25 protein-coding genes and 1 riboswitch are annotated in these 26999 nt (G+C 62.9%); of the genes, 8 read left to right on the top strand and 17 right to left on the bottom strand.

Annotation, left to right across the window (positions count from 1 at the left end; genetic code table 11):
* Positions 1-29 precede the first annotated feature (29 nt).
* From F4827_RS12200 to F4827_RS12185, 4 genes are all read right to left on the bottom strand, one after another.
* The gene (locus tag F4827_RS12200; RefSeq protein ID WP_260175146.1) at positions 30-1175 is read right to left on the bottom strand and encodes a Gfo/Idh/MocA family protein; all 1146 of its coding nucleotides are present in this window, start codon (positions 1173-1175) and stop codon (positions 30-32) included.
* A gap of 25 nt (positions 1176-1200) precedes the next feature.
* Complete coding sequence (locus tag F4827_RS12195; RefSeq protein ID WP_183724187.1) at positions 1201-2256, bottom strand: sugar phosphate isomerase/epimerase; 1056 nt, start codon at positions 2254-2256, stop codon at positions 1201-1203.
* A gap of 26 nt (positions 2257-2282) precedes the next feature.
* On the bottom strand, positions 2283-2585 hold the full coding sequence (locus F4827_RS12190; RefSeq protein ID WP_183724186.1) for a hypothetical protein: 303 nt from the start codon (positions 2583-2585) through the stop codon (positions 2283-2285).
* Between the two features lie 61 nt (positions 2586-2646).
* Positions 2647-3774, bottom strand: a complete 1128-nt coding sequence (locus F4827_RS12185) for a porin (protein ID WP_183724185.1) — start codon at positions 3772-3774, stop codon at positions 2647-2649.
* A 326-nt stretch (positions 3775-4100) separates the two neighbouring features.
* Here F4827_RS12185 and F4827_RS12180 point away from each other — a divergent pair, with 326 nt between their 5' ends.
* The gene (locus tag F4827_RS12180) at positions 4101-5027 is read left to right on the top strand and encodes a LysR family transcriptional regulator (protein ID WP_183724184.1); all 927 of its coding nucleotides are present in this window, start codon (positions 4101-4103) and stop codon (positions 5025-5027) included.
* A gap of 13 nt (positions 5028-5040) precedes the next feature.
* Positions 5041-6003 (top strand): LysR family transcriptional regulator, encoded by a 963-nt coding sequence (locus F4827_RS12175; RefSeq protein ID WP_183724183.1) that lies wholly within the window; start codon positions 5041-5043, stop codon positions 6001-6003.
* 81 nt (positions 6004-6084) lie between these two features.
* Here F4827_RS12175 and F4827_RS12170 read toward each other — a convergent pair whose 3' ends face one another.
* The 7 genes from F4827_RS12170 to antA all read right to left on the bottom strand — a co-directional run bounded on the left by F4827_RS12170 (position 6085) and on the right by antA (position 13270).
* Positions 6085-7308: an MFS transporter gene (locus F4827_RS12170; protein ID WP_183724182.1), complete on the bottom strand. Its 1224-nt coding sequence runs from the start codon at positions 7306-7308 to the stop codon at positions 6085-6087.
* Positions 7309-7488: 180 nt separating this feature from the next.
* Positions 7489-7893, bottom strand: a complete 405-nt coding sequence (locus F4827_RS12165; RefSeq protein WP_183724181.1) for a DUF6379 domain-containing protein — start codon at positions 7891-7893, stop codon at positions 7489-7491.
* Between the two features lie 84 nt (positions 7894-7977).
* Positions 7978-8982, bottom strand: a complete 1005-nt coding sequence (locus tag F4827_RS12160) for a sugar phosphate isomerase/epimerase (protein WP_183724180.1) — start codon at positions 8980-8982, stop codon at positions 7978-7980.
* Between the two features lie 126 nt (positions 8983-9108).
* Positions 9109-10140: an AraC family transcriptional regulator gene (locus F4827_RS12155; protein ID WP_260175145.1), complete on the bottom strand. Its 1032-nt coding sequence runs from the start codon at positions 10138-10140 to the stop codon at positions 9109-9111.
* A 77-nt stretch (positions 10141-10217) separates the two neighbouring features.
* Positions 10218-11339, bottom strand: coding sequence for an anthranilate 1,2-dioxygenase electron transfer component AntC (gene antC / locus F4827_RS12150; RefSeq protein ID WP_183724179.1), 1122 nt, complete (start codon positions 11337-11339; stop codon positions 10218-10220).
* Between the two features lie 17 nt (positions 11340-11356).
* Positions 11357-11854: an anthranilate 1,2-dioxygenase small subunit gene (gene antB / locus F4827_RS12145; protein WP_183724178.1), complete on the bottom strand. Its 498-nt coding sequence runs from the start codon at positions 11852-11854 to the stop codon at positions 11357-11359.
* A 3-nt stretch (positions 11855-11857) separates the two neighbouring features.
* The gene (gene antA / locus F4827_RS12140) at positions 11858-13270 is read right to left on the bottom strand and encodes an anthranilate 1,2-dioxygenase large subunit (protein ID WP_183724177.1); all 1413 of its coding nucleotides are present in this window, start codon (positions 13268-13270) and stop codon (positions 11858-11860) included.
* 319 nt (positions 13271-13589) lie between these two features.
* Here antA and catA point away from each other — a divergent pair, with 319 nt between their 5' ends.
* Together catA and F4827_RS12130 are read left to right on the top strand one after the other, a co-directional pair.
* Positions 13590-14525: a catechol 1,2-dioxygenase gene (catA, locus tag F4827_RS12135; RefSeq protein WP_183724176.1), complete on the top strand. Its 936-nt coding sequence runs from the start codon at positions 13590-13592 to the stop codon at positions 14523-14525.
* 159 nt (positions 14526-14684) lie between these two features.
* Entirely contained in the window at positions 14685-15290 is a 606-nt protein-coding gene (locus F4827_RS12130; RefSeq protein ID WP_183724175.1) for a rhomboid family intramembrane serine protease, read from the top strand.
* 94 nt (positions 15291-15384) lie between these two features.
* Here the strand turns inward: F4827_RS12130 and F4827_RS12125 are convergent, their stop codons facing one another.
* From F4827_RS12125 to F4827_RS12110, 4 genes are all read right to left on the bottom strand, one after another.
* The gene (locus F4827_RS12125) at positions 15385-16833 is read right to left on the bottom strand and encodes a hypothetical protein (RefSeq protein WP_183724174.1); all 1449 of its coding nucleotides are present in this window, start codon (positions 16831-16833) and stop codon (positions 15385-15387) included.
* A 15-nt stretch (positions 16834-16848) separates the two neighbouring features.
* Positions 16849-17130 (bottom strand): PAAR domain-containing protein, encoded by a 282-nt coding sequence (locus F4827_RS12120; RefSeq protein ID WP_183724173.1) that lies wholly within the window; start codon positions 17128-17130, stop codon positions 16849-16851.
* Between the two features lies 1 nt (position 17131).
* Positions 17132-18463 (bottom strand): hypothetical protein, encoded by a 1332-nt coding sequence (locus tag F4827_RS12115; protein WP_260175144.1) that lies wholly within the window; start codon positions 18461-18463, stop codon positions 17132-17134.
* Positions 18464-18826: 363 nt separating this feature from the next.
* Entirely contained in the window at positions 18827-19147 is a 321-nt protein-coding gene (locus F4827_RS12110; RefSeq protein ID WP_183724171.1) for a hypothetical protein, read from the bottom strand.
* Positions 19148-19190: 43 nt separating this feature from the next.
* Positions 19191-19294, bottom strand: a riboswitch (SAM-I-IV-variant riboswitch).
* 364 nt (positions 19295-19658) lie between these two features.
* On the opposite strand from F4827_RS12110, the gene F4827_RS12105 reads away from it, so the two are divergent.
* From F4827_RS12105 to F4827_RS12095, 3 genes are all read left to right on the top strand, one after another.
* Positions 19659-21572, top strand: coding sequence for a potassium transporter Kup (locus F4827_RS12105; protein WP_260175143.1), 1914 nt, complete (start codon positions 19659-19661; stop codon positions 21570-21572).
* A gap of 177 nt (positions 21573-21749) precedes the next feature.
* Positions 21750-22493 carry a cation transporter gene (locus F4827_RS12100; protein WP_183724170.1) on the top strand — a complete coding sequence of 248 codons (744 nt, stop codon included), beginning with the start codon at positions 21750-21752 and terminating at the stop codon, positions 22491-22493.
* An 82-nt stretch (positions 22494-22575) separates the two neighbouring features.
* Positions 22576-22923 (top strand): FxLYD domain-containing protein, encoded by a 348-nt coding sequence (locus F4827_RS12095; RefSeq protein WP_183724169.1) that lies wholly within the window; start codon positions 22576-22578, stop codon positions 22921-22923.
* Positions 22924-22968: 45 nt separating this feature from the next.
* Here F4827_RS12095 and F4827_RS12090 read toward each other — a convergent pair whose 3' ends face one another.
* Positions 22969-23847 (bottom strand): LysR family transcriptional regulator, encoded by an 879-nt coding sequence (locus tag F4827_RS12090; protein ID WP_183724168.1) that lies wholly within the window; start codon positions 23845-23847, stop codon positions 22969-22971.
* Between the two features lie 110 nt (positions 23848-23957).
* On the opposite strand from F4827_RS12090, the gene F4827_RS12085 reads away from it, so the two are divergent.
* Entirely contained in the window at positions 23958-25517 is a 1560-nt protein-coding gene (locus F4827_RS12085; RefSeq protein ID WP_183724167.1) for an MFS transporter, read from the top strand.
* 112 nt (positions 25518-25629) lie between these two features.
* On the opposite strand, the gene F4827_RS12080 is transcribed toward F4827_RS12085, so the two are convergent.
* Positions 25630-26787: a porin gene (locus F4827_RS12080; protein ID WP_183724166.1), complete on the bottom strand. Its 1158-nt coding sequence runs from the start codon at positions 26785-26787 to the stop codon at positions 25630-25632.
* Positions 26788-26999 lie beyond the last annotated feature (212 nt).

The raw sequence follows: 26999 nt of genomic DNA, 5'->3' as shown, positions 1-26999 counted from the left end.
TTCAAGAATGTGCCGTCGCGCGCGCCGTCTCAGCACAGCGGCAGCCACACGCCGCCTGCGCGTGACGAGGCCAGCGCCGTACGCACAAAGCGCATGCCGTCGAGACCGTCTTCGATGGTCGGGAACGGGCTTACGTCGGGTCCGCACTCACCGGTGCGATGCGCATGAATCGCCGCGGCAAAGTCGGCATAAAGATTCGCGAACGCTTCAAGGTAGCCTTCGGGATGCCCCATCGGCACGCGCGTCGCCTTGTTGGCCACTGCGCCAAGACGAACATCGCCGCGCCGGATCACGCGCGGGCTGTCGCCCAGCGGCGCGAACCAGAGCGCGTCGGGCGTCTCCTGCCGCCAGTTCAAACCGCCGCGCGAGCCATAGATCGCCAGCTCCAGATTGTTTGCGTTACCGGGCGCGGTCTGGCTCGCCCACAACATGCCGCGCGCGCCGTTGGCGTAGCGCAGCAGTACGTGAGCGTTGTCGTCCACCTTGCGGCCCGGCACGGCATGCGTGAGATCGGCCAGCAGAGACTGGGCGTTCAGTCCGCTCACGTAGCGCGCGAGGTGGTACGCATGCGTGCCGATATCGGCCACGGCGCCGCCCTCGCCCGCCTGGGCCGGATCGCAGCGCCACGCCGCCTGCTTGTTGCCGGATGCCTCGACAGGTTCGCTCAGCCAGTCCTGCGCATAGCGCACCTGCACCGAGCGGATTTCGCCGATTTCGCCGGCCGCCACCAGCTCGCGTGCGTGGCGAACGAGCGGATAGCCGCTATACGTGTACGTCACACCGAACAGACGCGCCGACACCCGCGCGAGCCGCGCAAGTTCGTTCGCTTCGTCGAGCGTCGTCGCCAGCGGTTTGTCGCAGAGCACATGCAGACCGGCGGCAAGGCAATCGCGTGCGACGCGCGCATGCAGATGATTGGGCGTCACGATGACGACCGCCTCGATGCCGTCCTCGCGCTTGCATTCGCCATCGAGCATCGCCTGCCAGCTTGCGTAGGCGCGCGCCGGTTCGATCCCCAACGCGATGCCCGATGCGCGCGAACGCTGCGCATCGCCGGAAAACGCCCCGGCAAGCAGCCGATATTCGCCATCGAGCCGCGCCGCCATCCGATGAACCGCGCCGATGAACGCGCCCTCGCCGCCGCCCACCATGCCGATCCTGATCATTGCCTTCATGCTTCGTTTTCCTTATTACATGCAATCAACCGATACCCAGCAAGCGACGATTAGCGCCTTCATCCATGCCCGACGCCGCGAAATCGTCGAAGGCGCGCGACGTGACTTCGATGATGCCCTCGGCGATGAAGCGTGCGCCCTCGCGCGCGCCCACGGCCGCGTCCTTGAGCGCGCACTCCCATTCGAGCACGGCCCAGCCTTCGAAATCGTATTGCGCGAGCTTCGAAAAAATCGCGCGAAAGTCAATCTGACCATCGCCCAGCGAGCGAAAACGGCCCGCGCGTTCCAGCCACGATCCATAGCCGCCATAGACGCCGCTGCGCCCATTGGGACGAAACTCGGCGTCCTTGATATGCACGGCCTTGATGCGCTCGTGATACAGATCGATGAATGCCAGGTAGTCCATCTGCTGCAGATGAAGATGGCTCGGGTCATACAGGATGTTGGCGCGCGCGTGGCCGCCGAGTGCATCGAGAAAGCGCTCGAAGCTCGCGCCGTCGTGCAGGTCTTCACCGGGGTGAATCTCGAAGCACACGTCGACGCCCGCTTCGTCGAAGGCATCGAGAATCGGTCGCCAGCGGCGCGCCAGCTCTTCGAACGCCATCTCCACCAGACCGGCCGGTCGTTGCGGCCACGGATACAGGAACGGCCATGCAAGCGCACCGGAAAACGTCGCGTGCGCGCGCAAACCCAGCCGCCTGCTCGCCTGCGCGGCCAGCATCAGCTGCCCGACCGCCCACTGCTGGCGCGCCTGCGGCTGGCCGCGCAAGGCGGGCGGACAGAAGCTATCGAACGCCGCGTCGTAGGCGGGATGGACGGCCACCAGTTGACCTTGCAGATGCGTCGACAACTCCGTCACGGCAATGCCGTGCTGCGCGAGCGTGCCGCGCACTTCGTCCGCGTAGGTCTGACTGGCCGCGAGACGCGCGAGGTCGATCAGGCGCGCATCCCATGCCGGAATCTGCACGCCGCGATAGCCAAGACCGGCGGCCCAGCGTGCAATCGTGTCGAGAGAGTTGAATGGCGCTTCGTCGCTCACGAACTGCGCGAGAAATAGAGCGGGGCCGAGTATCGTTTTCATGGCGTGTGGATTCCTTGTCTGCCGGCTCAGTTCGACTGCGGGCGCTTCAGGCTGACCGGCTCAACGCCTTTGGCCGCCTTCGCATCCTTCTGCGGATGCGGATGCTTGAGCGGGCCGCTTTGCGGGCCGTCTTTCTTCGAGTTCGGCGGCGGGGGCGGCTCGTCGATGCGTGGCGCGGGCGGCGGCGCACGGCGCACCGTGCGGCACTTCTGCTCGTAATGGTCGTGCTTCCAGACATCGCGGCAGACGCGCTTGACGTCCTCGGCCGCGCCCGCGCGGCCCATCGTCGCCGCAATCAACATCACGGCGATCGGAATGCGTGTGAACATGGTCTTTCCTCGTTGGCGTGTGAGCGTGTTAGCGTGTGATCAGGAGAACCCGGGCGCAAAACTAGAAGCGATGCGTGATGCCGACGCGCGCGACCGTCTGCGATGCCGTGGACGAGCGCGCCATCGTGTAGTCGACCATCGCCGTTGCGCCGTTGCCGCTCGCGCGCTGCCAGGTGAGCGTCGCGTAGACATCGGTACGGCGCGAGAAGCCGTAGAACAGCCCTGCCGATATCTGATGCGCGTGGTAGCTGTGCGCCGCCGCGTTGGCCCAGTCGTAGTGATAGTTCAGCGACATCACGGTGTTGCGCGTCACCGGAAACTGGCCACCCGCGCTCAGCACCTGCACGCCGGTCCCAAGGCCCGTGTTGCGCGTGTTCGTGTAAAGCGCGTCCAGCCACGCGCTACCCACGGCCAGGCGCCCGCCGAAGCCCCAGTTGCGCAGCGCCCCGCCGTCTACGACCATGTCGGCCGAGCGCGAGAACGTGTAGGCGGCGTCCAGTTGCAGCGGTCCAAGGCTGTAGTCGGCGCCATAGCTCTGCGTCGCGCCTCGCCCCACATGCCCGGCCACGTTGCCGAACGCGTACATCGCGCCGATCGTGAGACCGTCGATGGTCGGCGAGCGATAGCTCACCGCGTTGTTGAACACGTACCAGCCCGCCGTGCCGTTGAAGTCCGTCGATCCGAAAGTCAGGCCGAGCGACGTGAACGGCCCCGCCGAGGAGTTGTACGGCGGCATCGAATACAGTTCGGGGCCCCAGCGCTGGACCGTGAGCGAAAGAAACATGAAGTCGTTGAGCTGGCCCATGGTGAGCGTGCCCCAGCGGTCGTTGCTCAAGCCGATCGACGGACCGAAGCCGTAATCCGCGCCCGTCGACGTGTTGAAAGTCTTGCTCACGTCGAAAACCGCCTGGGTGCCGCCGCCCAGATCCTCGCTGCCGCGCAGGCCAAACGCGCTTTTCCACATAATGTTCGGCTGCATTTCGATGAGCTTGCCGCCTGCACTGTTCGAGATGTAGGTCAAGCCGGTGTCGATCGTGCCGTACAGCGTGACCTGCTGCGCGCTCGCGGCGGTGCTGGCAAGGCACAGTCCGAGCGGGATGCCTATGCTGCTTACCGCGCGGCTCACCGCGCGCCTGCGGCGCTGTTTGCCAGCCGCGTTGCGTGCCGGTTCCTCGCTTTGGCGATTCATCGTTGTTGTCTCCTGACCAGTCTTTCGGCTTCGTTTTTGGTGTTTTGTCTTTTTTGTTCGCGCGGTCTGCAGCGCGTGAACCGGATTATTTCCAGGTCCAGTCATGCCGAAAAATGAAAAATATCGCCTGCGATGTATTGATTTTCGTGATGCCAGGCAGGATCGTTGTGATCCGCTGGATCAAGGGCTTTGCGCGCGTCTTTAGGTGCTTGCCGCCTGGGGAAACCACCAAGAGCGCTGACGAAGTATTGTTTCGGACAATTCCTCACGCCACGCCTGCGCTCCACCCCGACGCAGCCGCTTTCACGCCCCCAGGAACGCTACGCATGCGCCTCAAAGGTCTGGATCTGAATCTGCTCGTCGTGCTGGACGCCCTGCTCACCGAGCGCAGCGTCTCGCGCGCGGCGCTGCGCATCGGCCTCAAGCAGTCGGCGGTCAGTTCGGCGCTCGGGCGCTTGCGCGAGCACTTCGACGATGTGCTGCTCGAATGGCGTAATCGGCAAATGACGCCAACCACGCTCGGCTACGAGCTGCAGCCGGTCCTGCGCGCGCTGCTGCAACGCGCCGATGTCATCGCCAACGCCAATCACGCCTTCGTCCCGCAGGAAGCACAGCAGGAGTTCGTCGTGCTGTGCTCCGACTACGTCGCGCAGGCCTTCATGCCGCGCGTGATCGCACGGCTCATGCACGAAGCGCCCCGCGTGTCGCTTTCGATGCGCCCGCTGATCAGCCTGTTGCCGCGCTCGCGCAACCTCATGGGCGACGAACTGGAGCGCCGCGGCGCGCATCTCGCGATTGCGCCCAAGGAGTTCACCTCGGCCGATCAACCGTCGATCGACCTGTTTCACGAGACCTTCACCTGCATCGTCGCGAACGACAATCCTCACGTGGGTGAACGTCTGAGCACGAGGCTCTATTCGACGCTGCCCCACGTGATCGCCACGTTCATGGATTCGGCAGCCAATACCGTCGAAGGGCGGCGTCTGGATCGCGCGGGCGTGGCGCGCAAGGTCGAAGTGATCGTGCCCAACTTTCTGCTCGTGCCGGAATTCGTGGCGGGCACCGAGCGCATCGGCACGGTGCCCGCGCGCCTGGCCCAGGCGGCGGCTCGCGCGATGCCGCTGCGCGTGGTGCCCGCGCCATTCGCGGCCATCGACGTCTGGGAAACGCTGCAAGTGAGCGCGGCGCACGCGGGCGATCCGGCGGTCGAATGGCTCGCGCAAGTGATCGTCGGTTGCGCGCACAACTTTTGATGGGATTACGCCAATGCGCTATCGCTCGATCGATCTGAACCTGCTCGTGGTGCTCGACGCGCTGCTCGACGACCCCAGCGTGACGCGCGCCGCCGACAGGCTCAACGTGGGACAGCCCGCCATCAGCGCGATGCTGGCCCGCCTGCGTGAGCACTTTGGCGATCCGCTGCTGGTGCAGGAAGGGCGCAAGCTGGTTCTGAGCCCGGTTGCGCTGGAGTTGAAACCCGCCGTGCAGGCGTGGCTCGAACGTGCGCGCGTGCTCACATCGGCGAAACCGGGTTTCGATCCGTCGCGCGCCGAACGGCGTTTCGCGATTGCCTGCTCGGAGATCGTCGCCGGCTTCCTGCTGCCGCTCGTGAGCGCGCGGCTCACGCGGGAGGCGCCTGGCATCAGCATCACCGTGCGCACCTTCAGCGCGTTTCGTGCGGCGCGCACGCCTGCCGTCGAAGCGCTGGAGCGGCAAGGACTCGACTTCGTGGTGCTGCCGGGAAGTTTCACATCGGCGGACCATCCGCGCCGGCCGTTGCTGAGCGCGCCGTATCGATGCCTGGTGTGGCGCGGCAATCGCGCGGTGTCCGGTGCACGCAGCAGACACGGCGCGCTCGACGAAGCGGCGTTCTACGCGTCGCCGCATATCGTGCCGACGCTGCTGGACGGCAGCGTAGCGACCATCGAATCCGACGATGCGCTCCTGCATCGCGCCCAACGCGAACGCGTGGTGCGCACCGAACATCTGCTGGCGATTCCCGCCGCCATTGCAGGCACACCGCTGATCGCCACCCTGCCGTCATTCGTGGCCGAACGCTTCGCTGCGCGCGAAAGCGAATTACGCGTTGTCGACTGCCCGATCGCGCTGCCGCCGCTTACCGAGGTGATGCAATGGCAGCAGACACGCGAGAACGATCCCGCCTATGCATGGTTTCGCGACCTGCTGATCGACTGCGCAAGCGAGATCACACCGGACATTGCGCTCTGAAAGCCGATAAAAAAAAACGCCATGCCGGCGTGCGCGGCATGGCGTTCATGGATCGGCTTAGCGATCGCACCGATGCGGTCTTCACTGCCCCGGCGTGGTATTCGGCAAAACGCCCCATCCCTCGCGACGTGCACGCGGCACCGCCGCCACCACCAGCAATGCGCACACGACGAGGCTGAGCGCGCCAAGCCAGCCCAGCGACACGCCGATACTGCCCGCTGCCTTCATCGCGCCAATCGCCACCGGCGCGCTGATGAACTGGCCGAGGAAAAACGCGCACATCCAGATGCCGGTGCCCCGCCCGCGCAATTCGAACGGCAGCCGTTGCAGCGCCATCGTCAGCAGCACGGGCAGCACGAAGCCGCCGCCAAGCTGATGCACCGAAGCCGCCACCACATCCATCGTCGCATCGCCCGTGCGGCCGAGCGCGATCAGGCCCACGCCCATGAGCAGGAACGGCAGACAGACGATCGCATCGAGCCGGATATGCAAGGCCGCGCGGCGAAACAGGAATGCGCCGATCGGAATCAGGATGCTGGCAATCGAAATCAGAATGCCGATGGTAGCGGGCGAGTTCACCCCATGCCCGGCGAGCACCGCGCCCATCTGCACCGGAATCAGATAGAACAGCAGCGAACCGATTACCGTGAGCACGCCATTGCCAAGCAGGTTGCTCCACGGAAAGCGCGGCGACTGGACGGCTTGGCGTGCGCGCTGCGCGGGCTCCCATGTCAGCAGCAGCGTGAAGGCGAACAGCACGAGGCTCAACGCGTACATCGCGAAGGGAATGCGCCAGTTGTCGCGACCAAGCACGCCGCCCAGCATGATGAAGGCAATGCCCGACACCGATGCGATCCCCGATTGCGCCGACAGCCATTTGACGCGCTCGGGGCCCGTGAAGTAATCGCCCAGCAGCGTGGTGCTGCAGACCATGATGACAGCTTCCGCGAAGCCCACGCCCACGCGGCTCAGGACGATCTGCGGCAGCGTCTGGAGATACAGCGGCGCAGTGCCGAACAGCACGTACAGCAGCAGCGCGACAAGATACGCACGGCGGCGGCCGATGCGATCCGCCGCCACGCCGATCACCGGCGCGAGCAAGGCCACGCACAGCGACGGCGCGGTGAGCGCCATCGGCACCAGAAAATCGACGCCCGGGGTCGCCGCGAACTCGGCGTGAAGGCTGGGCAGCAAGGGGGCCATCACCACCGCCCCCATCACCGACATCGTCGATGCCACGCTGAGCACGAGCCCCTGGGCCGCACCGGCCTGGCGTTCCGTCCTGCGCTCTGTCCTGATCGTCATACGCGTCTCCTTGCGGCCATCTGGCGGCCTTTGTCTTGTCGTGGTCGATCCGTCGACCGGACGGGCGGGTGTTCTGTGCACCCTTGCCCGCTGCGTTCAAATCCCCTTTTCAACGCTTTACACTCGCGTTCCTTCCGGCACGCGCGCTGGCATGCTACCAGCCCGGCGTGTCACGGCCACTCACGCCCCGGCGGCCGGCAACGCAAGTTGTTTCCGATCCTTACCGACCAGCATGAACGGCAGATAGGAAATGCGCAAATGCTGCTCGACCTGCACGTCGTGGCCTTCGGGCGTCGCTTCAAGCGCCACGCCCTCCACATCGAGTCGCGCGACTTCGCCGAAGCCCCAACGCGCGTCCTGCACGCCGCCCAGTTCCGACACCGCAAACGCGCCGTCAGCGACAACGAGCGTCATGCGCTCCTGGGGCACGGGCTCGCCGTCGATGCTCAAAGCAATCTTTTCTACCATCGAAAGACCCAGCGCGCGGTAATACGGCAGACGCAGTTCCAGCGAGAATCCGTTGCTCTCGCCGTTACCAGCGCGCTGGCGCAAGCTGTTTTCGCAGATGATGTATTTGTCGAACATGATGATTCGTTTCCTTGCGAGTTGATCGCAGCGATCGAAGCGATCGAAGCGATTCCAGATGATTCAAGGCGATCAGGCCGCAAATCAGGCCGCCAGCGCGGCGTGCTGGTCGAGCAGCCGTTCGAACATGCGATGCTGCCGTCGCACCTGTTCGACGCTGTCCACCTCGAAGGCATCCTGCACGTGGCGGTTGCCTTCGTATTCGCTCGACAGATAGCCGTTGTAGCCGCCTTCGATCAAAACCGGCAGGATTTCGTCGTAGGGAATGCTTGGCTCGATCCCTTCGGCGGTCATCTCGTAGAACTTCGCGTGAATATGATGGATGCGCGGCATGAATTCGAGCAGACGCCTCGGGTTCGACCAGATCGTATGGCGCACCGTCTCCGCCATCGCCAGCTCGATCGCCGTTCCGCCCATCTGGCGTACGTCCTGCAAGAGATATTCGGAGAGAACGCGGTCGTCGTAGGCGGTGCAGATGAAATCGGCAATCGTTGCGCGCGCACCCATCCGCACGAACCGGTCGCGCATCACGCGCGGATAGCGCTTCACGAAAATGCCCATATCGGGCATGAAGCCGATGTGCTGCGTGCCCAGCCGCTCCATCGTTTCCGCGTGGCGCATGATCCACGGATGGTCGAAATGCAGCGGCGAATGGACTTCAAGCAGCATCTTCACGTCGTAACGCTCGGCGGCACTCACGCAGCGCGCGAGAATGTGCGGCGAGACACTCACGAGCACACGTACGAAACGGCAGCCGAGGCGATGTGCATGGCGCAGATCGGCTTCGATCGACGCCACGCATTCATCGTCGGTCATGAGGCGACCGGGGAAGCGTTTCGTATCGAGAAAGAGGTCGTGGCAAACCGGCGTCAGTCCATATTGCGCCATCCATTCGTGCCATTGCGCATAAAACGCATCGGCGGCCTGGGGCGCGTGCGGGATCATCTGTTCGCTGACGATTTCGATTCCGTTCGCACCGATTTTTGCGGCTTGCGCGAGGCAGCCTTCGAGATCGAGCTTGCCCAGGAAGAACTCTTCCTGGTAGCTGTAAAGGCTGATACCACGCTTGATCTGGGCGGGTGATGACATGCTGTCTCCGTCATTGTGTGAGCTGGTGACGGATTATTCAGTCATCGTCGCGGCCTTGAAAAATGATTATTTTCGCGCGTGAACTATTGAATTTCGTGATTGATACGGGAAAACCCGATGAAGCGCTCAGCGCCCCGCCCGCTTCAGGGTCTGCGACGGCGTCTCGCCAAACAGTTCCTTGTAATCGCTGGCAAAGCGGCTGAGATGCGAAAAGCCCCAGTTCATGGCGATCGAGGAAACGTTGCCCTCCGAACGGTCGGACAGCAAATCGCGCCGCACCGCCTCCAGCCGATGCTTCTTCAGCCAGGCCATCGGTGCATGGCCGAAGTGCTGTTTGAAGCCATCGAACAGCTTGTAACGCGATACGCCCGCTGCACGCTCGATGTCTTCCAGCGAGATGTCCTCGCGCGCATTGTCGTGAATGAATTGTTTCGCGCGCAACAAATACTGCGGACAGGAAGGCCGCATCGCGTCGGCCAGTTCCTGCGAGAAATTGTGCGGCTGGGACAGCAATAGCCCTTTGAGCAAGGCCTGTTCGAGATCGCCCGCCATATGCTGATGGCCGAATAGCGGGCCGCCAGTCCCCATCTCCGCCAGCAGGAACCTGACCATGCGCCACCATGCCGCCTGATCGCCGTTGGCGGCGTCCATATGCGGTTCGAAAGTCACGGGGGCGTCGAGCGGACGCTGCAACAGCCCTTCCAGCACCTGACGTAAGGCCTGCCGCGGAATCGACACGATGATCTTGCGGCAGTTGCCGGTGATCGCCAGATCCTGGGTCTCGTGCGGCGACAGAATCAGGCCGCGATCCTGATCCGACAACCACAACCGACCGCGCGCCGCCAGTTCCTGCTGCCCGGTGAGCGGCAGGCTCACGCTGTAGCAGTTCAGCGGCGCTTCATCATCGATGGAGACCGTGACGTCGGTGCCGTATTCCACGTAGCCGAGGGTGCTCGCCATCGAGCGCATCACCGTGCCGCTGTGACGAAAGTGCAATTGCCGGGGACTGCGCACCTTCAAGCCATGCGGCCCGCAAATGGTCGCCATCCATTCGCGCGCGCCTTCGAGGTCGTTGCGTAGCGCGTCGAGGCCACGGCTTTCCTTGGCGGCGGGAGTTGGCATGGCGAGAGGGACGAGATATTTAACGAATGCCCTCATGGTAATCCACCGCGCGCGCCGCCAAAATACCCGGCACATCATGAATCACGTTGCAACGCAGCAGTTTCAATCGGCTTTCAGGCGATTTCCGCCTCGCCAGTGCTGCTGATTGTGCCGCTGGTCGTGCTGCCGGTCGTGCTGCCGGTCGTGCTGCCGGTCGTGCTGCCGGTCGTGCTGCCATTACTGTCCCCGAATTTCTCGTAGAAGAGCCGGTGCCCGTCGATACGCTCGTTCGCCAGCCAGCTCTTGATCGCTTCCACCATCGGCGGCGGCCCGCACACATACATGTCGAACGGATTCGCTTCGAGGAACGCGCGGTCGAAATGCTCGGGAATCAGCCCGGTTTTACCCGACCAGCCATCACCCGGATTCATCACGACAATCTCGCAGGCGAAATTGGCGATGCGCGCCTCGTAGTCCTTCAGGCGTTCCAGTTCGCACAGATCGCGGGCGTTCGTGACACCGTAGTAAAGCCGTACCGGCTGGCCGCAGCCGCCCTTGTTCGCGAGATCGTCCAGCATGCCGAGGAATGCGGACAAGCCCGTGCCGCCCGCGACCATCACCAGCGGCCGCTCCACCTCGCGCAGATAGAACGTGCCTAGCGGCGCTTCGAATTCGATGGTCTGGCCCGGCTCGCAGCGCTCGCGCATATAGTTGCTCATCGCACCATCCGGCAGCAGGCGAATCAGGAATTGAATCTGATTGTTATCGTGCGGCCGGTTTGCAAACGAATACGATCGCCATACATTCGCGTCAGGCACTTTCAAGCGCGCATACTGCCCCGGCAAAAAATCGAGGCGTCCCGGGCAGGCGCTCGCATCCAGTTGCAAGATCGCCGTGGTTTCCGAAACCTGCTTCACCGCCGTGACCTGTCCACTGAGCAAGGTCGTGCCGCCCGCACTGCACAGGCTCGAATCGTAATCGAAGTAAAACGAAGCGTCGGACTGCACACGCGTCTGGCAGGACAGCACCCGGCGCGCCGCGAGATCGTCGGCGCACAGCGCTTCCTCGTCGACATAGTCCTGCGTATAGCTGCCCGATTCGCATCGGCCCTGGCAGGTTCCGCACACGCCTTCGCGGCAATCGAGCGGGATGTTCACGCCGTTGCGCAGCGCCGCGTCGAGCAGCAACTCGTTGGCGCGCACATCGAAGAACACCGTTTTGCCGTCGGCAAAACTGAAGGCGACCTTGTGGCTCATGATGGTTTCCCTCGCGCTCACAGATGGTAGAAGTCGAGCACCGCGTTGATGGTGTCGTTCAGCAGCAGCACGTGCTTGCGGGTGATCTTCCAGCTCTCGCCATCCGGGCGCAGACCGTAACTCACGCGTCCAAAGAAGTGCTCGCCGATGCCCTGCCGCGCGTAAAACGTGGCCCAGTTGCCCTTCACTTCAAGCGTGCCGTCTTCGCGCGCTTCGATACGCACATTGGTGATCTGGTGCAGCGTGCGCGGCATAGGCGTCGATGCCGCCGACTTGCCGGTGCGCAGGCGGAACACGCGATCCTCCAGCCCCGTGCGATTCGCGTAATAGATCAGCGACATGCCGCGCTTCGGATCGGTCGTATACACGTGCTCCGAGTCCCACTGCGGCACATGAAATACGCTATTCGCGTCGAACAGATCGAGGTATTCGTCCCAGCTCTGATCGTCGCAAAGCTCGGCCTTGCGAAACAGAAACTGCTCGACGGAGTGTTGCAATGTGGGGGTGACGGACATGATTCAGGCCTCCTTCTTTTCGTTCGATTTCAGCGCCAGGCCTTTGAGCAGATACGATTGCCAGGCACCATGCTGGTTGACATAAAGGCCTTCGTGCGTGAGTTCCGTGCCGCACATCGACGGCGCGATGTCCAGCAGGCGCGAATGTGCGGTCTCGCCCACCACCCATTTATGATGGCCGCGCGAAATATCGCTCCAGCGTTCGAGGCGCGCCTGGAAGCCGCGCTGCTGCTCGCGGAATTCGACCAGATCGTCGGGCGTGCCCATGCCGGAGACGTTGAAAAAATCCTCGAACTGGCGAATCCGGCTTTCACGGTCTTGATCCGATTCGCCCTTCACGCCGATGCACTGACTGATCACCTCGGTCTTGTTCCAGGCGAGCGGCCGCACGATACGCAGTTGCGAGCTGATCTGGTCCATGAAGAACATGCTCGGGTAGATGTTCAGATTGCGCAGACGGTGCATCATCCACTCGGCCTTGTGCTGGCCGTACTCCTTCACAAGACGCGGCATCACGCTGGCGTAGCCGGGGCGCACGCCGGGGTTCGGCATGTCGCTGAACAGCACGCTATGGCCGTTTCGGAATGCGAACCAGCCGTCGTCGGTTTCAGCGTCGCCTGCGCCGAGCTTGCTGTAGTCGAGCGTAGCCGCGGCTTGACCGCCCGTCTGCGCATTCGCCTGTGCGTGCGCTTTTGCATTCGCCTCCTGACGACGCTGCACCGTGCTCACATAGTTGAAGTGCACCGTACTTACGTGATACCCATCGAGGCCGTTCTCGTTCTGCAGCTTCCAGTTGCCTTCGTAGGTGTACGCCGATTTACCCGGCAGCACTTCGAGCTCGCCCGTGGGCGATTGCGCCACCACCATGTCGAAGAAAATGCGCGCATCGCCCAGGTAGTCTTCGAGCGTGTCCGTGCCCTCCACATCGAGGCTGATGAACACGAATCCCTTATAGCTGGCGATGCGGGCTTTTTTCAGGCCTCGCGTGGACTTGTCGAAGTCCTCGCAATACTCGCCGGGCGCCTTGACCTTCACGAGACGGCCGTCGCTCTTGTAACACCACGCATGGAACGGGCAGGTGAAAGTGCTCTGATTGCCCTTGCTCATACGCGTAAGCGTTGCGCCGCGATGCTGGCAGGCGTTGATCATCGCGTTGAGCTGGCCGTTGCCGTCGCGCGAAATAATCATCGGCTGACGGCCGGCGCGCAGGGTGATGAAGTCGTTCGGCTTCGGAATCTCGCTTTCGTGGCACGCGTAGATCCAGTTCTTCTCGAAGATGAACTCCATCTCAAGCTCGAACAGTTCCGGTTCCGTGAACATCTCGCGTGCAATGCGATACACGCCCTCCGCCGGGCGAAAATCCAGGCATGCGCCAACGAATTCCTGCCATTGCGACGTACTTTTCTCCGCGCTCATGATGGGTTCTCCTCGTGCCATTCAACGGTCTTGCGACCCGATCCTTGTTGAACTGCATTGAATACCGCGCCAAATTTGCGCGCTATCCGCCTGGTGGCCTTTCGCTATCCACTTTTTTTGCCGCGCGGCCGCAGCGCCTGCGCGCTCGCGGGTTGCACCAAAAAAAGCGGATAGCGAGCGTCGAATAGATGGATAGCGCGCGGGCCGCGCCAGGTATTCAATCCTGTTCACGCACCACGGACCTCATAACGGCCCGGCTGCGACGCGAGCCCATCGGCGAGATCCGATGCCGGGCGACAAACAAACGGAGACAGCAATCATGAGCGTGAAGGTATTCGACACCCAGGAAGTCCAGGACCTACTGAAAGCGGCCGCCAATATCGGCGCAGATAGCGGCAACGCGCGCTTGCAGCAGATCGTTCATCGCCTGCTGGGCGATCTGTTCGAGGCCATCGACGATCTCGACATCACCCCCGATGAAGTGTGGGCGGGCGTCAACTATCTGAACAAGCTGGGTCAGGACGGCGAAGCCGCGCTGCTCGCGGCCGGCATCGGTCTGGAGAAGTACCTCGACGTTCGCCTCGATGCCGCCGACAAGGCAGCCGGCACCGACGGCGGCACGCCGCGCACCATCGAAGGGCCGCTCTATGTGGCCGGTGCGCCGTTGCGCGAGGGCGTATCGAGGATCGATATCAACGAAGACGCCGATGCCGGCCCGCTGGTGATTCGCGGCAAGGTCACCGACACGGATGGCAAGCCCGTCGCCAACGCCATCGTCGAATGCTGGCATGCCAATTCGAAAGGCTTTTATTCGCACTTCGACCCAACCGGCGCGCAAAGCAGCTTCAATCTGCGCGGCGCGGTGAAATCCGGGCCAGACGGCGCGTATGCATTCCACACGCTCATGCCGGTGGGCTACGGCTGCCCGCCGCAGGGCGCCACCCAGCAGTTGTTGAACGGGCTGGGCCGCCACGGCAACCGCCCGGCGCACGTGCACTTCTTCGTCACGAGCGCGGCGCATCGCAAGCTCACCACGCAGTTCAATATCGAAGGTGATCCGCTGATCTGGGACGACTTCGCCTATGCGACGCGCGAGGAGTTGATTCCGGCTGTGGTGGAGAAAACGGGGGGCGCGGCGCTCGGTCTCAAGGATGACGCGTACAAGGACATCGAGTTCAACGTCACGCTCACGCCGCTGGTACAGGGCAAGGACAATCAGATCGTCAGTCGCCCTCGCGCGGCGGCGACGGCGTGATGCAGGCCTGAAGCGCGCACCCGCCGACGCATCGACAAGCTGCACCTCGTCGACGTCCGTGCCGGTGTGCGCGCTGCGCGCGGTTTATAGTGCATGCCTGAATCGCTGTTTGAACGCGCGTTTGCACCCGCATCTGCCCACCCCTCTGCCCAGGAACGCATGTCCGCCCTTAAGCCGCCCTCTAACTCCAAGCGTGCTTCGCTCTTCGAATCGTTGAAGGTGCGCGTCGTCCTGCTCGGTCTGTTCGTCGGCTCGATATGGGTCGTTTTTCTGGTGTCGGCCGCGTTGCCATTTCTGCATCTGAACCGGCACGGTGTCGTGCCGCGCACGGCCGGCGGCCTACAGGGCATTCTGTTCGCTCCGTGGCTGCACGCGAACTTTATCCACATCATGTCGAATACGCCGGGGCTGCTGGTGCTCGGCTGGCTTTGCATGTGGCCGCGCATCGCCAACTTCTGGCAAGCCACCATCGGCGCGATGCTCGGTGCAGGGCTGTGCGCGTGGTGCCTGGGCGCGCCCTGGTCGGTTCATATCGGCGCGAGCGGGCTGGTCTTCGGCTATGCGGGCTATCTCGTCGCGTATGGCTTCTACAGCCGTAAGTTCATTCCGGTGCTGGTTGCGCTGTTCGTGGCGTTCAGCTACGGCATCAGCCTGTTCTACGGCGTACTGCCGATTACGCCCGGCGTGTCATGGCAGAGTCACTTGGGCGGTGCGATTGGCGGCGTTCTGGCTGCGCGATTTTTCAGCCGGAACGCTTTGACTTGAAGCGCAAAATAACCGTCGCCCGGCGAGGGAGACGGTTTGCCAATGTCGCGACTTATACAGCGTTGGCGCGGCGCATCTGCACATTTCATTTTCCTCAGAGTCCAATCATCTGCGCCGCAAAGTCCAGCACCGATTCCACCATCGAGCGGAAAAGCACGGGATGACGGATAAAGAAAAACACCACCATGAAAATTCCGAGCGCACAGGTGCAAATCGTGTCGGTTGTGCTCCAGCCCGTATCCGGCGACAGCAGCATGAAGCCCACCCAGAAACAGGGTAGCGCAACGTGTTCGGGGCCCAGCGCGAGCCCGTAGCCGTATTCGTCCTTCCACGGCACATCGACCGGGGCCGGTTCCTTCACAACCAGATTGAACGAGACGCCCTGTTCATGAGGCAAGGCGATGAGATGCGCGCCCTGGCCGAACAGCACCATCTTCGCCGCCAGCGCCTGAAGCACCCAGCGCATCACGGGGGCCTGCGGGCCGATGACGGTATCGACCGCGTGCATGTCCACCTTGAGCCCGGAGTCGCGGACTGCGCCAAGCGTCGCGTGCTGCGGGAGCTTTTTCAGGCCGCTGTACCAGAAGTGGCGGATACGCTCGGACGGCACCTGGCCCGCCTTGAGCAGCGCCGCGAGCGATGTCTCTACCTGGTCGGCCTCGGCGGTGATCTGGCGCAGCAGCCAGGCCTGACGCTTCGTATCGGGCTTCCCGGCCATCAGCGCGCGCGAGCCCAACAGCAGCGCGACCGCCGCTTCCGACGCCATTTGCTCGACGTCCGTGCCGCCCTCGTGCAGATGCCACGCGAGCAGGAGCCGATACTGTGGCGTCCTGTCCCGTTCGTACCCATAGCGCGGGCGTTCCGCTTCCTCGAACCACCAGTCGGCAAAACCGACATCCCGCCTGTTATCCAGCGACCGCACGACCGGGGCCTCGGGCAGTTCGAGCCGCGCCCACGCCGCCAGCACTTCGCGATGCACGTCGGACTTCTCGCATTGGATGACGATCTCGAACGATCCGCTTTTTGCCACCTGCGCAAGCATCTTCGCCATCGGCGCAAGCAGGACATCAAGCAGATTCGCGACGCGTGAGCCGCCTTCCTCTGTCGCGATGTCCGCCAGCGCCATGACCTTGCCGGGGTTATCGGGCACCTTGCCTTCCAGCGCCAGCATGCGCTCCGCAAGGTCTGGCTCGGGCGTGAGTATCACGCTTTCAAGCAGCGCCACGCCTGAACGGCTTTGACGCTGCCAGCCGGCCATATCGTGCCAGCGGCTGCGGTTATAGTCCGCGACCTCGGTCGCCTGGATGTCGAATATGAGCCAGTACGCGAGATAGCACACCCCCATCCAGAAGCACAGTGGCATCGCGATCCCGTAGCGCAAAATCTTGTCCCAAGGTACGGGACCGGACTTCGGCAGGTTATGCAGCACGCCCACAGCGGCAACGCACGCGATCATCACAAACAGCACGAGATAGAACCAGGCGGAGGGAGCCTCATGGCGCTGGCGCTCGGGAGGGAATCGCGGATTCCATTGAAAACTCATCGAATCTCCTGGGCGTCAACCTGACCATTGCGACTGCGAGGCGAGCAGTCTGGGATTCGGGTTGCAGGCGCATAGACAGACGTCGCCCTCCAGCGCAGGCACCTTGCCGTACCAGTCCTGCGCGAAGCGCTCGCCGACGCGGCCAATCGCGCCAGTGGTGCCGCAAGAGGGACAGCGCACAGGCGCGCCGATGTAAGCCATCCTGCGGCCGTTATAGCCAGTGCCATCAATGCCATCGGCGACGATCCCCTGCGCGGTGGTGTGATCGCCTTCGTAGATATGTGCGCGTTCGACCATGTCAGGCTCCCACCCATTCCCAATCGACCCAGTTCATATTGTCGCGCGCGGGTGGCATAAGCTCGCCACGGCGTAACGTCACCAGACTGGCGAGGTCGTAACGAGCCGGCTTTTGTCCGTATCCGTCACGTGAACGGATGCGCTTGACCCAGCGCCCGCTGCGTGGACATTCAGCATCCGGCTCGCAGAACTGCACCGTGTCGGCGATCATGTCCGGCGACCACTGCTTCACGGGTGTCGGCGCGGTGGCTTCCCACTCCCACCGCACGGGAACGTTAAAGCTGAGACCGTCGTCCAGCAAAAGGCTGACCTTATCGGTTGTCGCGACGTCTCCGGCCTTGAACGGCGTAAGCTGGAGACTGCGATTGAGACTGGAGTTCATGCTCACGGCGCGATACAGGCCATCTTCTGCGAACGTGTCGCCAGGCTTGACTGGTTGCCACGACATCTCGGCCTTGTGCATCGCTTCCCACCGCGCACGTTCTTCAGGGGTCGAGGGATAGTCTCGGTCGAAAGTGATGCGGGTGGGATTCTTGTAGTCCGAATGGAAATCGACGCGCAATAGACTGGATTCGATCCCTATGACCTTTATATTCATGAATGCGCCAATATTCAGGTCATATGCGCCCGCACGAAAATTTCCTATGGACGTCGTTTTCATTTTTAGCAGCGTGGCACTGTGCGGCGCGAGTGTGATGTCTCCATCCGGGAATTGCTTCGGATCGACCAGGGTTTGGCCCGCCAGCGCCAGGCCAAACTGGTCCTCTTCATTGCCGGGACTGCCCACGCGATATCCGTTAACACCGAGGATATCCATGTACCGTCCCATTCTGATTTCCCACCGGTCGGGCGTCTTGAAAGTGATCGGATGATCGCCGCTGTTGCTGAACCTGAACGACACAAGAAACCCTTCCTTTTCACGGTCAATCGAGACCAGCGAAAGATCGAGTTTTACGACTTTCTTGCCGTCTTGTACTCCCACATTAGTCAGTGAATCCACCAGAGTTGAAATCTTGCTCTGAACGTCACGACTGAGATCACTGATGTAACCATTCTTCATCTCGCCATTGCATTTTGCACCATACAGAATGGGGACTATCACATTACTATCTGGATCTTTCGGAGAACAGAGAAGACTTGCAAGCTGCTTAGCAGATTCGAGATTCTTGTTTAAAAGCTTCAACTCGAATATACCTACGCCGTGGATGTTTCTGTTCCCATCGGAGTCACCGATAACAACAGTCAAAACATCGCCAGAAACCGAAATCTCGTTGTTGCCATAAGTGTTCATGCTGCCATCCGCAACACCGTTCGTCGTGTAGGCAAATTGCATCGCTTGATCCCTCGTACTTATCGTTTCCGCATGCGAATGACTTCCAACCAGAGAAAGACAGATCACTGCATTCCCAAGTGCCCGTATCCACGAATTACGCTGCATAGCCTATCCTCCACAATTTGTTCGTCGAGAGCGAGAACTGACGCCGGATGTATTCGAGGTAATACGGCTTAATGGCAGCGGTAACGCTCCCATTCTGTGATAATGCATTCGCGCCATCACCCATCACGTTGGCACCGACACAGGTTGGATCGGTCTGCGAATGGCCTTGCCACGCCATCCCGCCCGCTTTCGCGTCGACTAAGGAAAAATCGATCTGCTCATCCTTGATATAGGATTTGATGAAAGCGGCTTGGCGCCTTAGCGGCTTCGCACGAATTGATGCTCGACCCGCGTGCGCAGTACGCCGTCGAGCGCGGCAAGCCGTTCGCGCAGTTTTACCGCGCGCCTTTCGGTAATCCCGGCCAGCACGATGGTTTGTTCGACCACACCGCGACAACGCGAAACCGCCCATCGATCGACGGCAGCGTTTTCGCCTTCGAACAAAGCGGCGGCAGTCGATTCGACGCTCGCGCTCAAGCTCGATACGAGGTGGACGGTATGCGTGAGCTTGACGCCGGCAAGGGCGTGCGACCAGTCTTCGCTGATGGACGGGGAGGATGTGAGAGTGTCTTGACGCATGGTCGCTCCGGTTTGAAGGTTGATCGAACCGGTGTCAGCCATGCTGCTCCCGCTTCGTTGCCGTGAATCGGCCGCATCGCCACATTGGCTTCCACCTTGCCCGGGCAGGCAGGTTGGCGTCGGACTGTCCGACTCTGGATGCATTGAGTTTTACCGTCGCGTTCAGTATTCCGAACGTGATTCCATTATATCGAAATTCTAGCTGCGGGCAAGCGGACGATCGAAGAGGCCCGGCTAACAACAGGAAAGAACTGGAAAGAACCGGAAAACCATCGTCTTACTTTTGGCATTCAGCCTGCGTGGTTTGCGGCCAGGCGAGCGGTTTAAACCGGTAAGGCAATTGGAATGAAATTGTCATGCCAGCGCTCTTTGAGCCTAAGGAGTACTTCACTATCCTGTTCGAAGTTTCCCCTGGTGTCTCCGTATCAGTACGGCTTTAAGGTGCGCGTTTTATTTTGTACGCTGTAGGGGAACCGCTGGCAAGGCGCCGCCCACCAGGAAGGAGCCATTCATGGAACCGTCTTCAGGCCCGCAGCCGGGCGACCACACTGGCCCCCTCGACGGGTCGATGGTGCGACTGGCGCTGGCCGCCATCTGCATCGTATTCGGCGATATCGGCACCAGTCCGCTCTATACGTTGAGCACCGTATTCGACACGAATCACGGGCTGGCGCTGTCCCGCGCCAACGTGCTGGGCGTGGTGTCGCTCATCATCTGGTCGCTGATGATCGTGGTGACGCTCAAGTACGTCACGCTCATCATGCGCGCCCACAATCACGGCGAAGGCGGCATCATGGCGCTGCTCGCGCTGGCCTCCAGTTCGGTGATGGACCGGCCGCGCCTGCGCAATGCCCTGCTGCTCATTGGCGTGTTTGGCGCGGCGCTGTTCTACGGCGACGGCGTCATCACGCCGGCCATTTCGGTGCTGAGCGCGGTGGAAGGGCTCGAAGTGGCCGAGCCGCTGCTCAAGCCCTATGTGGTGCCGACCGCACTGACCGTGCTGGTGGTGCTGTTTCTGGTGCAGCGGCGCGGTACGGCGGGCATCGGCGCAGTGTTCGGGCCGGTGATGGTGCTGTGGTTCGGCGTGATTGCCGTATCGGGCGTGCTCAACATCGGCCGCGCGCCAGCCATCCTGGACGCCTTCAACCCGTTCGTGGGCCTGGGTTTTCTGATCCGCAACGGTTGGGTGGCCTTCGTCTCGCTGGGCGCGGTGGTGCTCGCCCTGACCGGCGCGGAAGCGCTCTACGCCGACATGGGCCACTTCGGCGCGCCGCCAATCCGCCTGTCGTGGTTCGTGCTGGTGCTGCCGGCGCTTGCGCTCAACTATCTGGGCCAGGGCGCGCTGCTGTTGTCCGACGCCAAAGCCGTGGACAATCCCTTCTTCCACCTGTTCCCCTCGATGGCCTTGTTCCCGATGGTCGTACTGGCCACGGTGGCGACGGTGATCGCTTCGCAAGCGGTGATCAGCGGCGCGTTCTCCATGACCAAGCAGGCCATGCAACTGGGCTTCATGCCGCGCATGGGCATCGTCTACACCTCGGAGCGCGAGGTCGGCCAGATCTACGTGCCTGCCATCAACTGGCTGCTGCTGATCGCCGTGGTGGCGGCGGTGCTGGGTTTCGTCTCCTCCACGGCACTGGGCTCGGCCTACGGCATTGCCGTGACCGGCACCATGATGATCACCACCTTCCTCACGTTCTACGTGGTGCGCTATGCGTGGCACTACAACTGGGCGCTGTGCGTGTTCGCCACGGGGTTCTTTTTCATCATCGACTTTGCGTTCTTCTCGGCCAATCTGCTGAAGTTCGTCGACGGCGGGTGGTTCCCGCTGATGCTCGGCGCGATCATGTTCATCATCATGTCCACCTGGCATCGCGGCCGCGCGCTGATGGTGGAAGAAGCGCGCAGCCATGCGGGATCGCTGCCGCTGGGCCGCTATCTCGACGGACTGTTTGCGGCTGAAACGATTCGCGTGCCTGGCACCGCCGTGTTCCTGAACATCGATGCCAACGCCGTCCCGCATGCGCTCGTCAATAATCTCGAACACAACCATGTGCTGCACGAACGCGCGCTGTTCGTGCATGTGAAAAACCTCGACGTACCGTATGTGCCGCGCGATCAACGTGTGGCCATCACACCGCTGGGCCACAATTGCCATTGCATCGTCGTCGCCTACGGCTTCAAGGACGAGGCCAATCTGCCCCAGGCGCTGCGCGATTGCGAACCGAAGGGGCTGGTCATCGATCCCGCGCAGGTGTCCTGGTTCCTCAGTCACGCGACCGTGGTAGCGACCGGCGGCAAGGGCATGCCAGTGTGGCGCGAACGGCTCTTCAGCGTGATGGCGCACAACATCGGCAATCTGGCGGCCTACTTCAAGCTCACCGCCAACCGCGTGATCGAACTGGGTTCGCGCGTGGAAATATGAGTGGATCCCCAGCAGCTGCAACGCCTGGGTCGTGGCGTTGAACCATGAACGCCCAGGCTATCCCGGGCGTTTTGTTTATTCAGTACGCTGATTGTCACCCGCCTGCAATCTGGCCTCGATATCGTGTCGGCTTACTGGCCTCCCCATTCACGATCAATCGTCGCTCGCGTGCACACCATGAATGCGCTCAAAAGAGCGTCGCTCGTCACCCTGCTCGTCAATCTCGTGCTGATGATGTTCCAGATGTTGGCCGGCTGGAGCTCGGGTTCGCACGCGATGTTCGCGGACGGCGCACACAACCTGATGGACGTCGCCACCGATGGGCTGGTGGCCGCCGCGATCTTCTGGGTGGACGGCAACCCCAACGGCCGCAGGAAGCATCTACTGCCGGTCGTGTCGTCCTTTGCGAGCCTGATGGTGATGGCCGTGGGCGCGGAATTCCTGCTCATGAGCGTGTTCGCGCCCGCCGTACCGGGCGACGACGCGCAACGCCACATCACGCTGTTCCCGCTCGTGGTGGCGATAGCAAGCTGCCTCGCCAAGGCGGCCCTGTACGGCTATCTGAGGTGGACCGCCGCCCACGCCGAGCAGCACGGCCACACGAACCATGCGGGCGTGTTGCGCGTCAGCGCGCGCCATACGGTCGCCGATTCGGTTTCGTCCTGCATCGCCGCCATCGGCGTGACGGGCATGCTGGCCGGCTCGCCCCTGTTCGACACCAGCGCAACCGCGCTGATCGGTTGCCTCATCTTCCTGTTCGGCTTCATGCAGAAGGAAAATCCCGCGTGGATACTGCTGAGCCGCGGCATCCGCTCGATTCGGCTCGGGCCGCGGGCGGCGCAGCCAGGTCTCGCGCCGCCCGCCTTGGCTGCGCCATTGACGGCGGCCGGGGCGGCGCCGCTGAACGCAAGGCGGCGCTGAATTCTCGGAATTTCCTCATATGCCCGCGTTCGGTCGTGCGCTTCAATGGAGCGTTTCATCAACCGGACAGGAGAAAAATATCATGAGGAAAACACGCGTCTGCATCGCGCTAGCGATTGTGTCGATGGCTTCGCTTATGTCGATTACCTCGCTCAACGCTCATGCTCAGGGTTCGCTGGAATTGAGCGATCTGCGCGGCGTGGTCGATCCGGGCGGCGTGACCGGCTATATCAGCGGGATCGCCACCAACACCTCCGGCGCGCCCATCGACAACGCCACCATCACAATCAATCTGCTCAATGCGCAGGGCGAAATTCTGGGCACGACGCAAGTGAAAGGCACGGCCATCGCGCCGGGCCAGCGCTGGCGTTTCCGCGCCCCTACGGCGCAGCCTTACGATCAATCGGTGGTGACAGTCAAAACGTCTTGACCCGTCGACGGGAGCGCCTGCAGCAGGACCGGCAATGGGCGCTCCTTACTTCGCTCGCGCCACCGAGCGCAAGAACGCCCGCACCGCCGGCGCCTTTTCGTGCTTGCGATACACAAGCGCCAGTTCGGACGTAATCGGCTTACCCGCAATCGGCCGATAAACGATGCCCGGCAGCGTCACGCAACCCGCCAGCGCATCGGGGATCACCGCCACCCAGCCATTCACCGATACACACGCGAGCACCGCCAGCAGACCGCCTGGGCGCGCGGCGACGCGCGGCACGAAGCGGCCGCGCCGGGCGAGTTCGAGCGTGCCAAATTCCTGCTCCGGCACGGCGAAACTCGCTTCCGCAAGGTCGGCCGCGCGCAGCGTATCGCTCGCGGCAAACGCCGAATCAGCCGGCACGGCGGCCACGAAGGCGTCGCGTTGCAGCGTCGCCAGCCGCAGGGAATCCGGCAGCGCGAGCGGCGGACGGACATAGGCGATATCGAGCAAACCGGTCTCCAGACGGCGGCCCACATCGTCCATCGCGACCTCGGTCACGCTCACTTCCACACGCGGCCACGCAGCGCGGAATTCGCCGATCGAGCGCTGCAATGCGCCCGAATAGACCGCCGACGACACATAGCCCGCCACGATCCGCCCCGCTTCGCCGCGCGCGGCCAGCGCGGCCAGTTCTTCGCCGCGTTGCAGATGTTCGAGCGCCGCCGCCGCTTCGGGCAGATAGGCTTCGCCCGCCGCCGTCAACGATACGGCGCTGCGCGAGCGATGAAACAGCCGCGCCCCGAGATGACGCTCCGCCTCCTGGATATGCCGCGTGAGCGCGGGCGGCGCCATGTCCAGTTCCTCGGCCGCGCGAGCGAAATGCAGATGTCGCGCCACGCTCAGAAAGGCCCGCAGATGACGCAGTTCGATACGGCTCATGATTAATACTTTTGCGAAGCAAATTGCTATTTTATGGCAATGACTGAGAAGCGTCGATGATGCGACGATGCGGGCTTGATCTCCGCGCTGCCCGACTCCGTTCCGCCTCCATGTCCGAACCCACTGTTTCCAGCGCGCCTGTCGATGCCGCCGACGCCAGCTTTTCCCAGCGCCACCCGAACATCACGCTGACGCTCGCCTGCGCGACCTGCGCCGTGATCGTGCTCGACACCAATGTCGTCGCGGTTTCGCTGCCCTCGATCGCGCATTCGTTCCACGCCAGCTTTGCGCAGATCGAATGGGTCGTGAGCGCCTATATGACCGCCTTCGCGGCCTGCCTGCTGCCTGCGGGTGGTCTGGCCGACCGGTTCGGACGCCGCCGCACGCTGCTCGGCGGTCTGGTGCTGTTCGCGCTGGCCTCGTTCGCCTGCGGCGCGGCGCCGTCGGCGGCGGGCTTGATCGCGGCGCGCGCCGTCAAGGGCGTGGGCGCAGCGCTGCTGCTCACCGCGGCGCTGTCCGTGATCGCGCACCGCTTCGCGCAAGGCCCGGCGCGCGAACGCGCCTGGGCGGTCTGGGGCATGGGCATGGGTATCGCCACCACGCTCGCGCCGTGGGTCGGCGGTGCCATCACGCAATGGGCCGGCTGGCGCTGGATTTTTCTGATGAATCCGCCGATCTGTCTCGCGCTGGGCGTTGGCGCGTGGATCGCCATCGACGAATCGCGCGATCCGCACGCCAAACACATCGACGCGCCGGGCAGCCTGCTCTTCGCGGCGTCGCTGGCCTGCGGCGTGTGGGCCTTGATCGGCATTCCCTCACACGGCTGGGATTCGGCTGCAACGTGTGGCCGGGTGGCTGCGAGCGCCGCACTGATGGCCGCCTTCGTCTGCGCCGAACGCTGGCAGGCGCGCCCGATGATCGATCTCGCACTGTTTGGCAGGGCGCGCTTCGTGGGCGCGTTGCTCGCGATGTTCGGTTACGCCGCCTGCGCGCAGGTGATGATGACCTTCCTGCCGCTCTATCTGCAGATCGCCTTCGGCTTTTCCGCCCTGGCGGCGGGACTGGGCATGCTGCCGTTCGCGGTGGCGATGATCGTGGGTCCGCAACTGGGCGCGGCGCTTTCGCGGCGCGTCGCAACCGGCGGTGTGCTGAGCGCGGGTCTCGCGTTGATCGGCGTGGGCAATCTGGCGAGCGCCGCCTGCGCCGCGAGCGGCCACTACGCGTACGTTGCACTGGCGATGCTCGTGACCGGCACCGGCGCGGGCATCATGAACGGCGATACACAGAAAGCCATCATGGCCTGCGTGCCGCCGCAGCGCACCGGCATGGCCTCGGGCGTCAGCACGACCACGCGCTTTGCGGCTATCGTCACGTCGGTTGGCGTGCTGGGCGCGGTGCTCGCCGTGCGTACGCATAGCGCCCTGGCGCAACTCGTCGCGGCGTCGCCCCGCGCTGCTCAAGCCGTCGATTCGCACTTCATGGCCAGCCTGCTCGCAGGGGATCTCGCCGACGCCATGCGCCCACTGGACGCACCGGTCGTGCAGGTGCTCTCACGCGCCGCGCCGCTTGCCTTCGCGCAGGGATTCTCGTGGGCCTTGCTGCTCGGTGGAGGTTTTGCTCTCGCGGCCGCCCTGGCCGTCAAGCTGCTCGCCGACGCGCATGAAGCATAGTTGCGCATACAACAAAAACGAAACGGGCTCGCCGTTCAGCGAGCCCGTTCTTCAGCAAATAATCAGACCTTAATCAGGCCACATTCGGGCGACCACGTCCCCCGAACGTCGATCAGAATGCGTGCCGCATGCCAACCGTGACCGCCACCTGCGTATCCGTCGACGACGGCGACAGCGTGTTGATCATCGCGTGCGACAGCACCGAGCCTTGCGGCGCGCCGTGAACGTTCTGGTACACGCCTTCGAGGTAGAAGTCCGTGCGCTTGCTGATCGCGTAGTCCGTCTGGATCATGCCCGTGTTCCAGCCCGGATTCGAGCCGTTATACGCGCCGTGCGTGTACGTGTAGGCGCCCGACACCGACCATGCCGGCGTGATCGCGTACTTCACGTTCGCTTCGTAGTTATCCAGACGCAGCGAGCCCGAGAGCGAGCCTGCCGACGAGTCGTCGCTGCCCAGGTACGTGCCGGTGCCGAACGAGAACACGCCTGCCGCGTTGTCGATCTGCGAGTGGCTCCACACGAGGCCTGCGGTGACCGGGCCGTACGTATAGTTACCGCCCACCGACCAGATGCGCTGACGTTGCGCAACGAAGTTCGCGCTGGTGTCGCCCGTCGTGACCGCGCCGCTGCCGTTGCCTGCGCCGTTCAGTTGCAGATAGCCTGCCGCGAGGTTGACCGGACCTTGTGCATACGACACCCCGAAGCCATACGAGCGGTTGTTCGCGAAGCTGGTCTGGTTGCTGAACGAGTACATCGTCTCGAACGTAACGCCGTACCACGTCGGGCTCGCGTACTTGACCGAGTTGTTGATGACGACCGAGTTGGCCGCGAGGTTGTCGTTCTCGAACGGGTGCGCCGCGAGGTTGCCGCCCCAGGTGTTGAATTCCGCCGTGAGCGGGCCGACGAGGTCGTTCATCACGTCGAACTGGCGGCCGAACGTGACCGTGCCGTATTGATCCGTTTGCAGACCGACCCAGGCCTGCGAGCCAAACATGTCGCCCGAGAACGCCTGTGCGCCGTTGTTAAGGAGGAAGCCCTGTTCGAGCTTGAAAATCGCCTTCAGGCCGCCGCCGAGGTCTTCCGTGCCCTTGAGGCCGAACACCGTGTTCTGCGTGGAGCTGCTATTCAGTTGCCACTGGCTGTGGCCCATCGCATTGTTCGTGTAGGTAATACCGGTATCGATGAGGCCGTACAGTGTCACACTGCTCTGCGCGTGAGCGGATACTGCGAAAGCGCCGGTGAGTGCGAGGGCGATTAGCGATTTTTTCATGTTTTATGGCTCCGGGTTTGGGCGTTAATTCATTGAATCGAATACGCTTTCCACGTGACACATGCCGCTGCGCGCGCGCCATTCGCAGATCGATGCGAAGCGTGCGTAAAGCACTTCAGTTGCGCAATACCCCGATAATGACGAGCGATTATTGCGGACAATGCAATGCCCGCCTGCGCTTGCATTCACTGACAAGACAGGCCTCTGCCGGC

Source organism: Paraburkholderia bannensis (assembly GCF_014200455.1).
Taxonomy (GTDB): Bacteria; Pseudomonadota; Gammaproteobacteria; order Burkholderiales; family Burkholderiaceae; genus Paraburkholderia; species Paraburkholderia bannensis_A.
Note: the sequence above shows the minus strand (reverse complement) of the source record. Positions and strands in the feature narration are given on the sequence as shown.

Coding starts and splice junctions, on each gene's coding strand:
- F4827_RS12200 (WP_260175146.1), bottom strand. CDS start 1,175: ATGAAGGCAATGATCAGGATCGGCATGGTGGGCGGCGGCGAGGGCGCG.
- F4827_RS12195 (WP_183724187.1), bottom strand. CDS start 2,256: ATGAAAACGATACTCGGCCCCGCTCTATTTCTCGCGCAGTTCGTGAGC.
- F4827_RS12190 (WP_183724186.1), bottom strand. CDS start 2,585: ATGTTCACACGCATTCCGATCGCCGTGATGTTGATTGCGGCGACGATG.
- F4827_RS12185 (WP_183724185.1), bottom strand. CDS start 3,774: ATGAATCGCCAAAGCGAGGAACCGGCACGCAACGCGGCTGGCAAACAG.
- F4827_RS12180 (WP_183724184.1), top strand. CDS start 4,101: ATGCGCCTCAAAGGTCTGGATCTGAATCTGCTCGTCGTGCTGGACGCC.
- F4827_RS12175 (WP_183724183.1), top strand. CDS start 5,041: ATGCGCTATCGCTCGATCGATCTGAACCTGCTCGTGGTGCTCGACGCG.
- F4827_RS12170 (WP_183724182.1), bottom strand. CDS start 7,308: ATGACGATCAGGACAGAGCGCAGGACGGAACGCCAGGCCGGTGCGGCC.
- F4827_RS12165 (WP_183724181.1), bottom strand. CDS start 7,893: ATGTTCGACAAATACATCATCTGCGAAAACAGCTTGCGCCAGCGCGCT.
- F4827_RS12160 (WP_183724180.1), bottom strand. CDS start 8,982: ATGTCATCACCCGCCCAGATCAAGCGTGGTATCAGCCTTTACAGCTAC.
- F4827_RS12155 (WP_260175145.1), bottom strand. CDS start 10,140: ATGAGGGCATTCGTTAAATATCTCGTCCCTCTCGCCATGCCAACTCCC.
- antC (WP_183724179.1), bottom strand. CDS start 11,339: ATGAGCCACAAGGTCGCCTTCAGTTTTGCCGACGGCAAAACGGTGTTC.
- antB (WP_183724178.1), bottom strand. CDS start 11,854: ATGTCCGTCACCCCCACATTGCAACACTCCGTCGAGCAGTTTCTGTTT.
- antA (WP_183724177.1), bottom strand. CDS start 13,270: ATGAGCGCGGAGAAAAGTACGTCGCAATGGCAGGAATTCGTTGGCGCA.
- catA (WP_183724176.1), top strand. CDS start 13,590: ATGAGCGTGAAGGTATTCGACACCCAGGAAGTCCAGGACCTACTGAAA.
- F4827_RS12130 (WP_183724175.1), top strand. CDS start 14,685: ATGTCCGCCCTTAAGCCGCCCTCTAACTCCAAGCGTGCTTCGCTCTTC.
- F4827_RS12125 (WP_183724174.1), bottom strand. CDS start 16,833: ATGAGTTTTCAATGGAATCCGCGATTCCCTCCCGAGCGCCAGCGCCAT.
- F4827_RS12120 (WP_183724173.1), bottom strand. CDS start 17,130: ATGGTCGAACGCGCACATATCTACGAAGGCGATCACACCACCGCGCAG.
- F4827_RS12115 (WP_260175144.1), bottom strand. CDS start 18,463: ATGCAATTTGCCTACACGACGAACGGTGTTGCGGATGGCAGCATGAAC.
- F4827_RS12110 (WP_183724171.1), bottom strand. CDS start 19,147: ATGCGTCAAGACACTCTCACATCCTCCCCGTCCATCAGCGAAGACTGG.
- F4827_RS12105 (WP_260175143.1), top strand. CDS start 19,659: ATGGAACCGTCTTCAGGCCCGCAGCCGGGCGACCACACTGGCCCCCTC.
- F4827_RS12100 (WP_183724170.1), top strand. CDS start 21,750: ATGAATGCGCTCAAAAGAGCGTCGCTCGTCACCCTGCTCGTCAATCTC.
- F4827_RS12095 (WP_183724169.1), top strand. CDS start 22,576: ATGAGGAAAACACGCGTCTGCATCGCGCTAGCGATTGTGTCGATGGCT.
- F4827_RS12090 (WP_183724168.1), bottom strand. CDS start 23,847: ATGAGCCGTATCGAACTGCGTCATCTGCGGGCCTTTCTGAGCGTGGCG.
- F4827_RS12085 (WP_183724167.1), top strand. CDS start 23,958: ATGTCCGAACCCACTGTTTCCAGCGCGCCTGTCGATGCCGCCGACGCC.
- F4827_RS12080 (WP_183724166.1), bottom strand. CDS start 26,787: ATGAAAAAATCGCTAATCGCCCTCGCACTCACCGGCGCTTTCGCAGTA.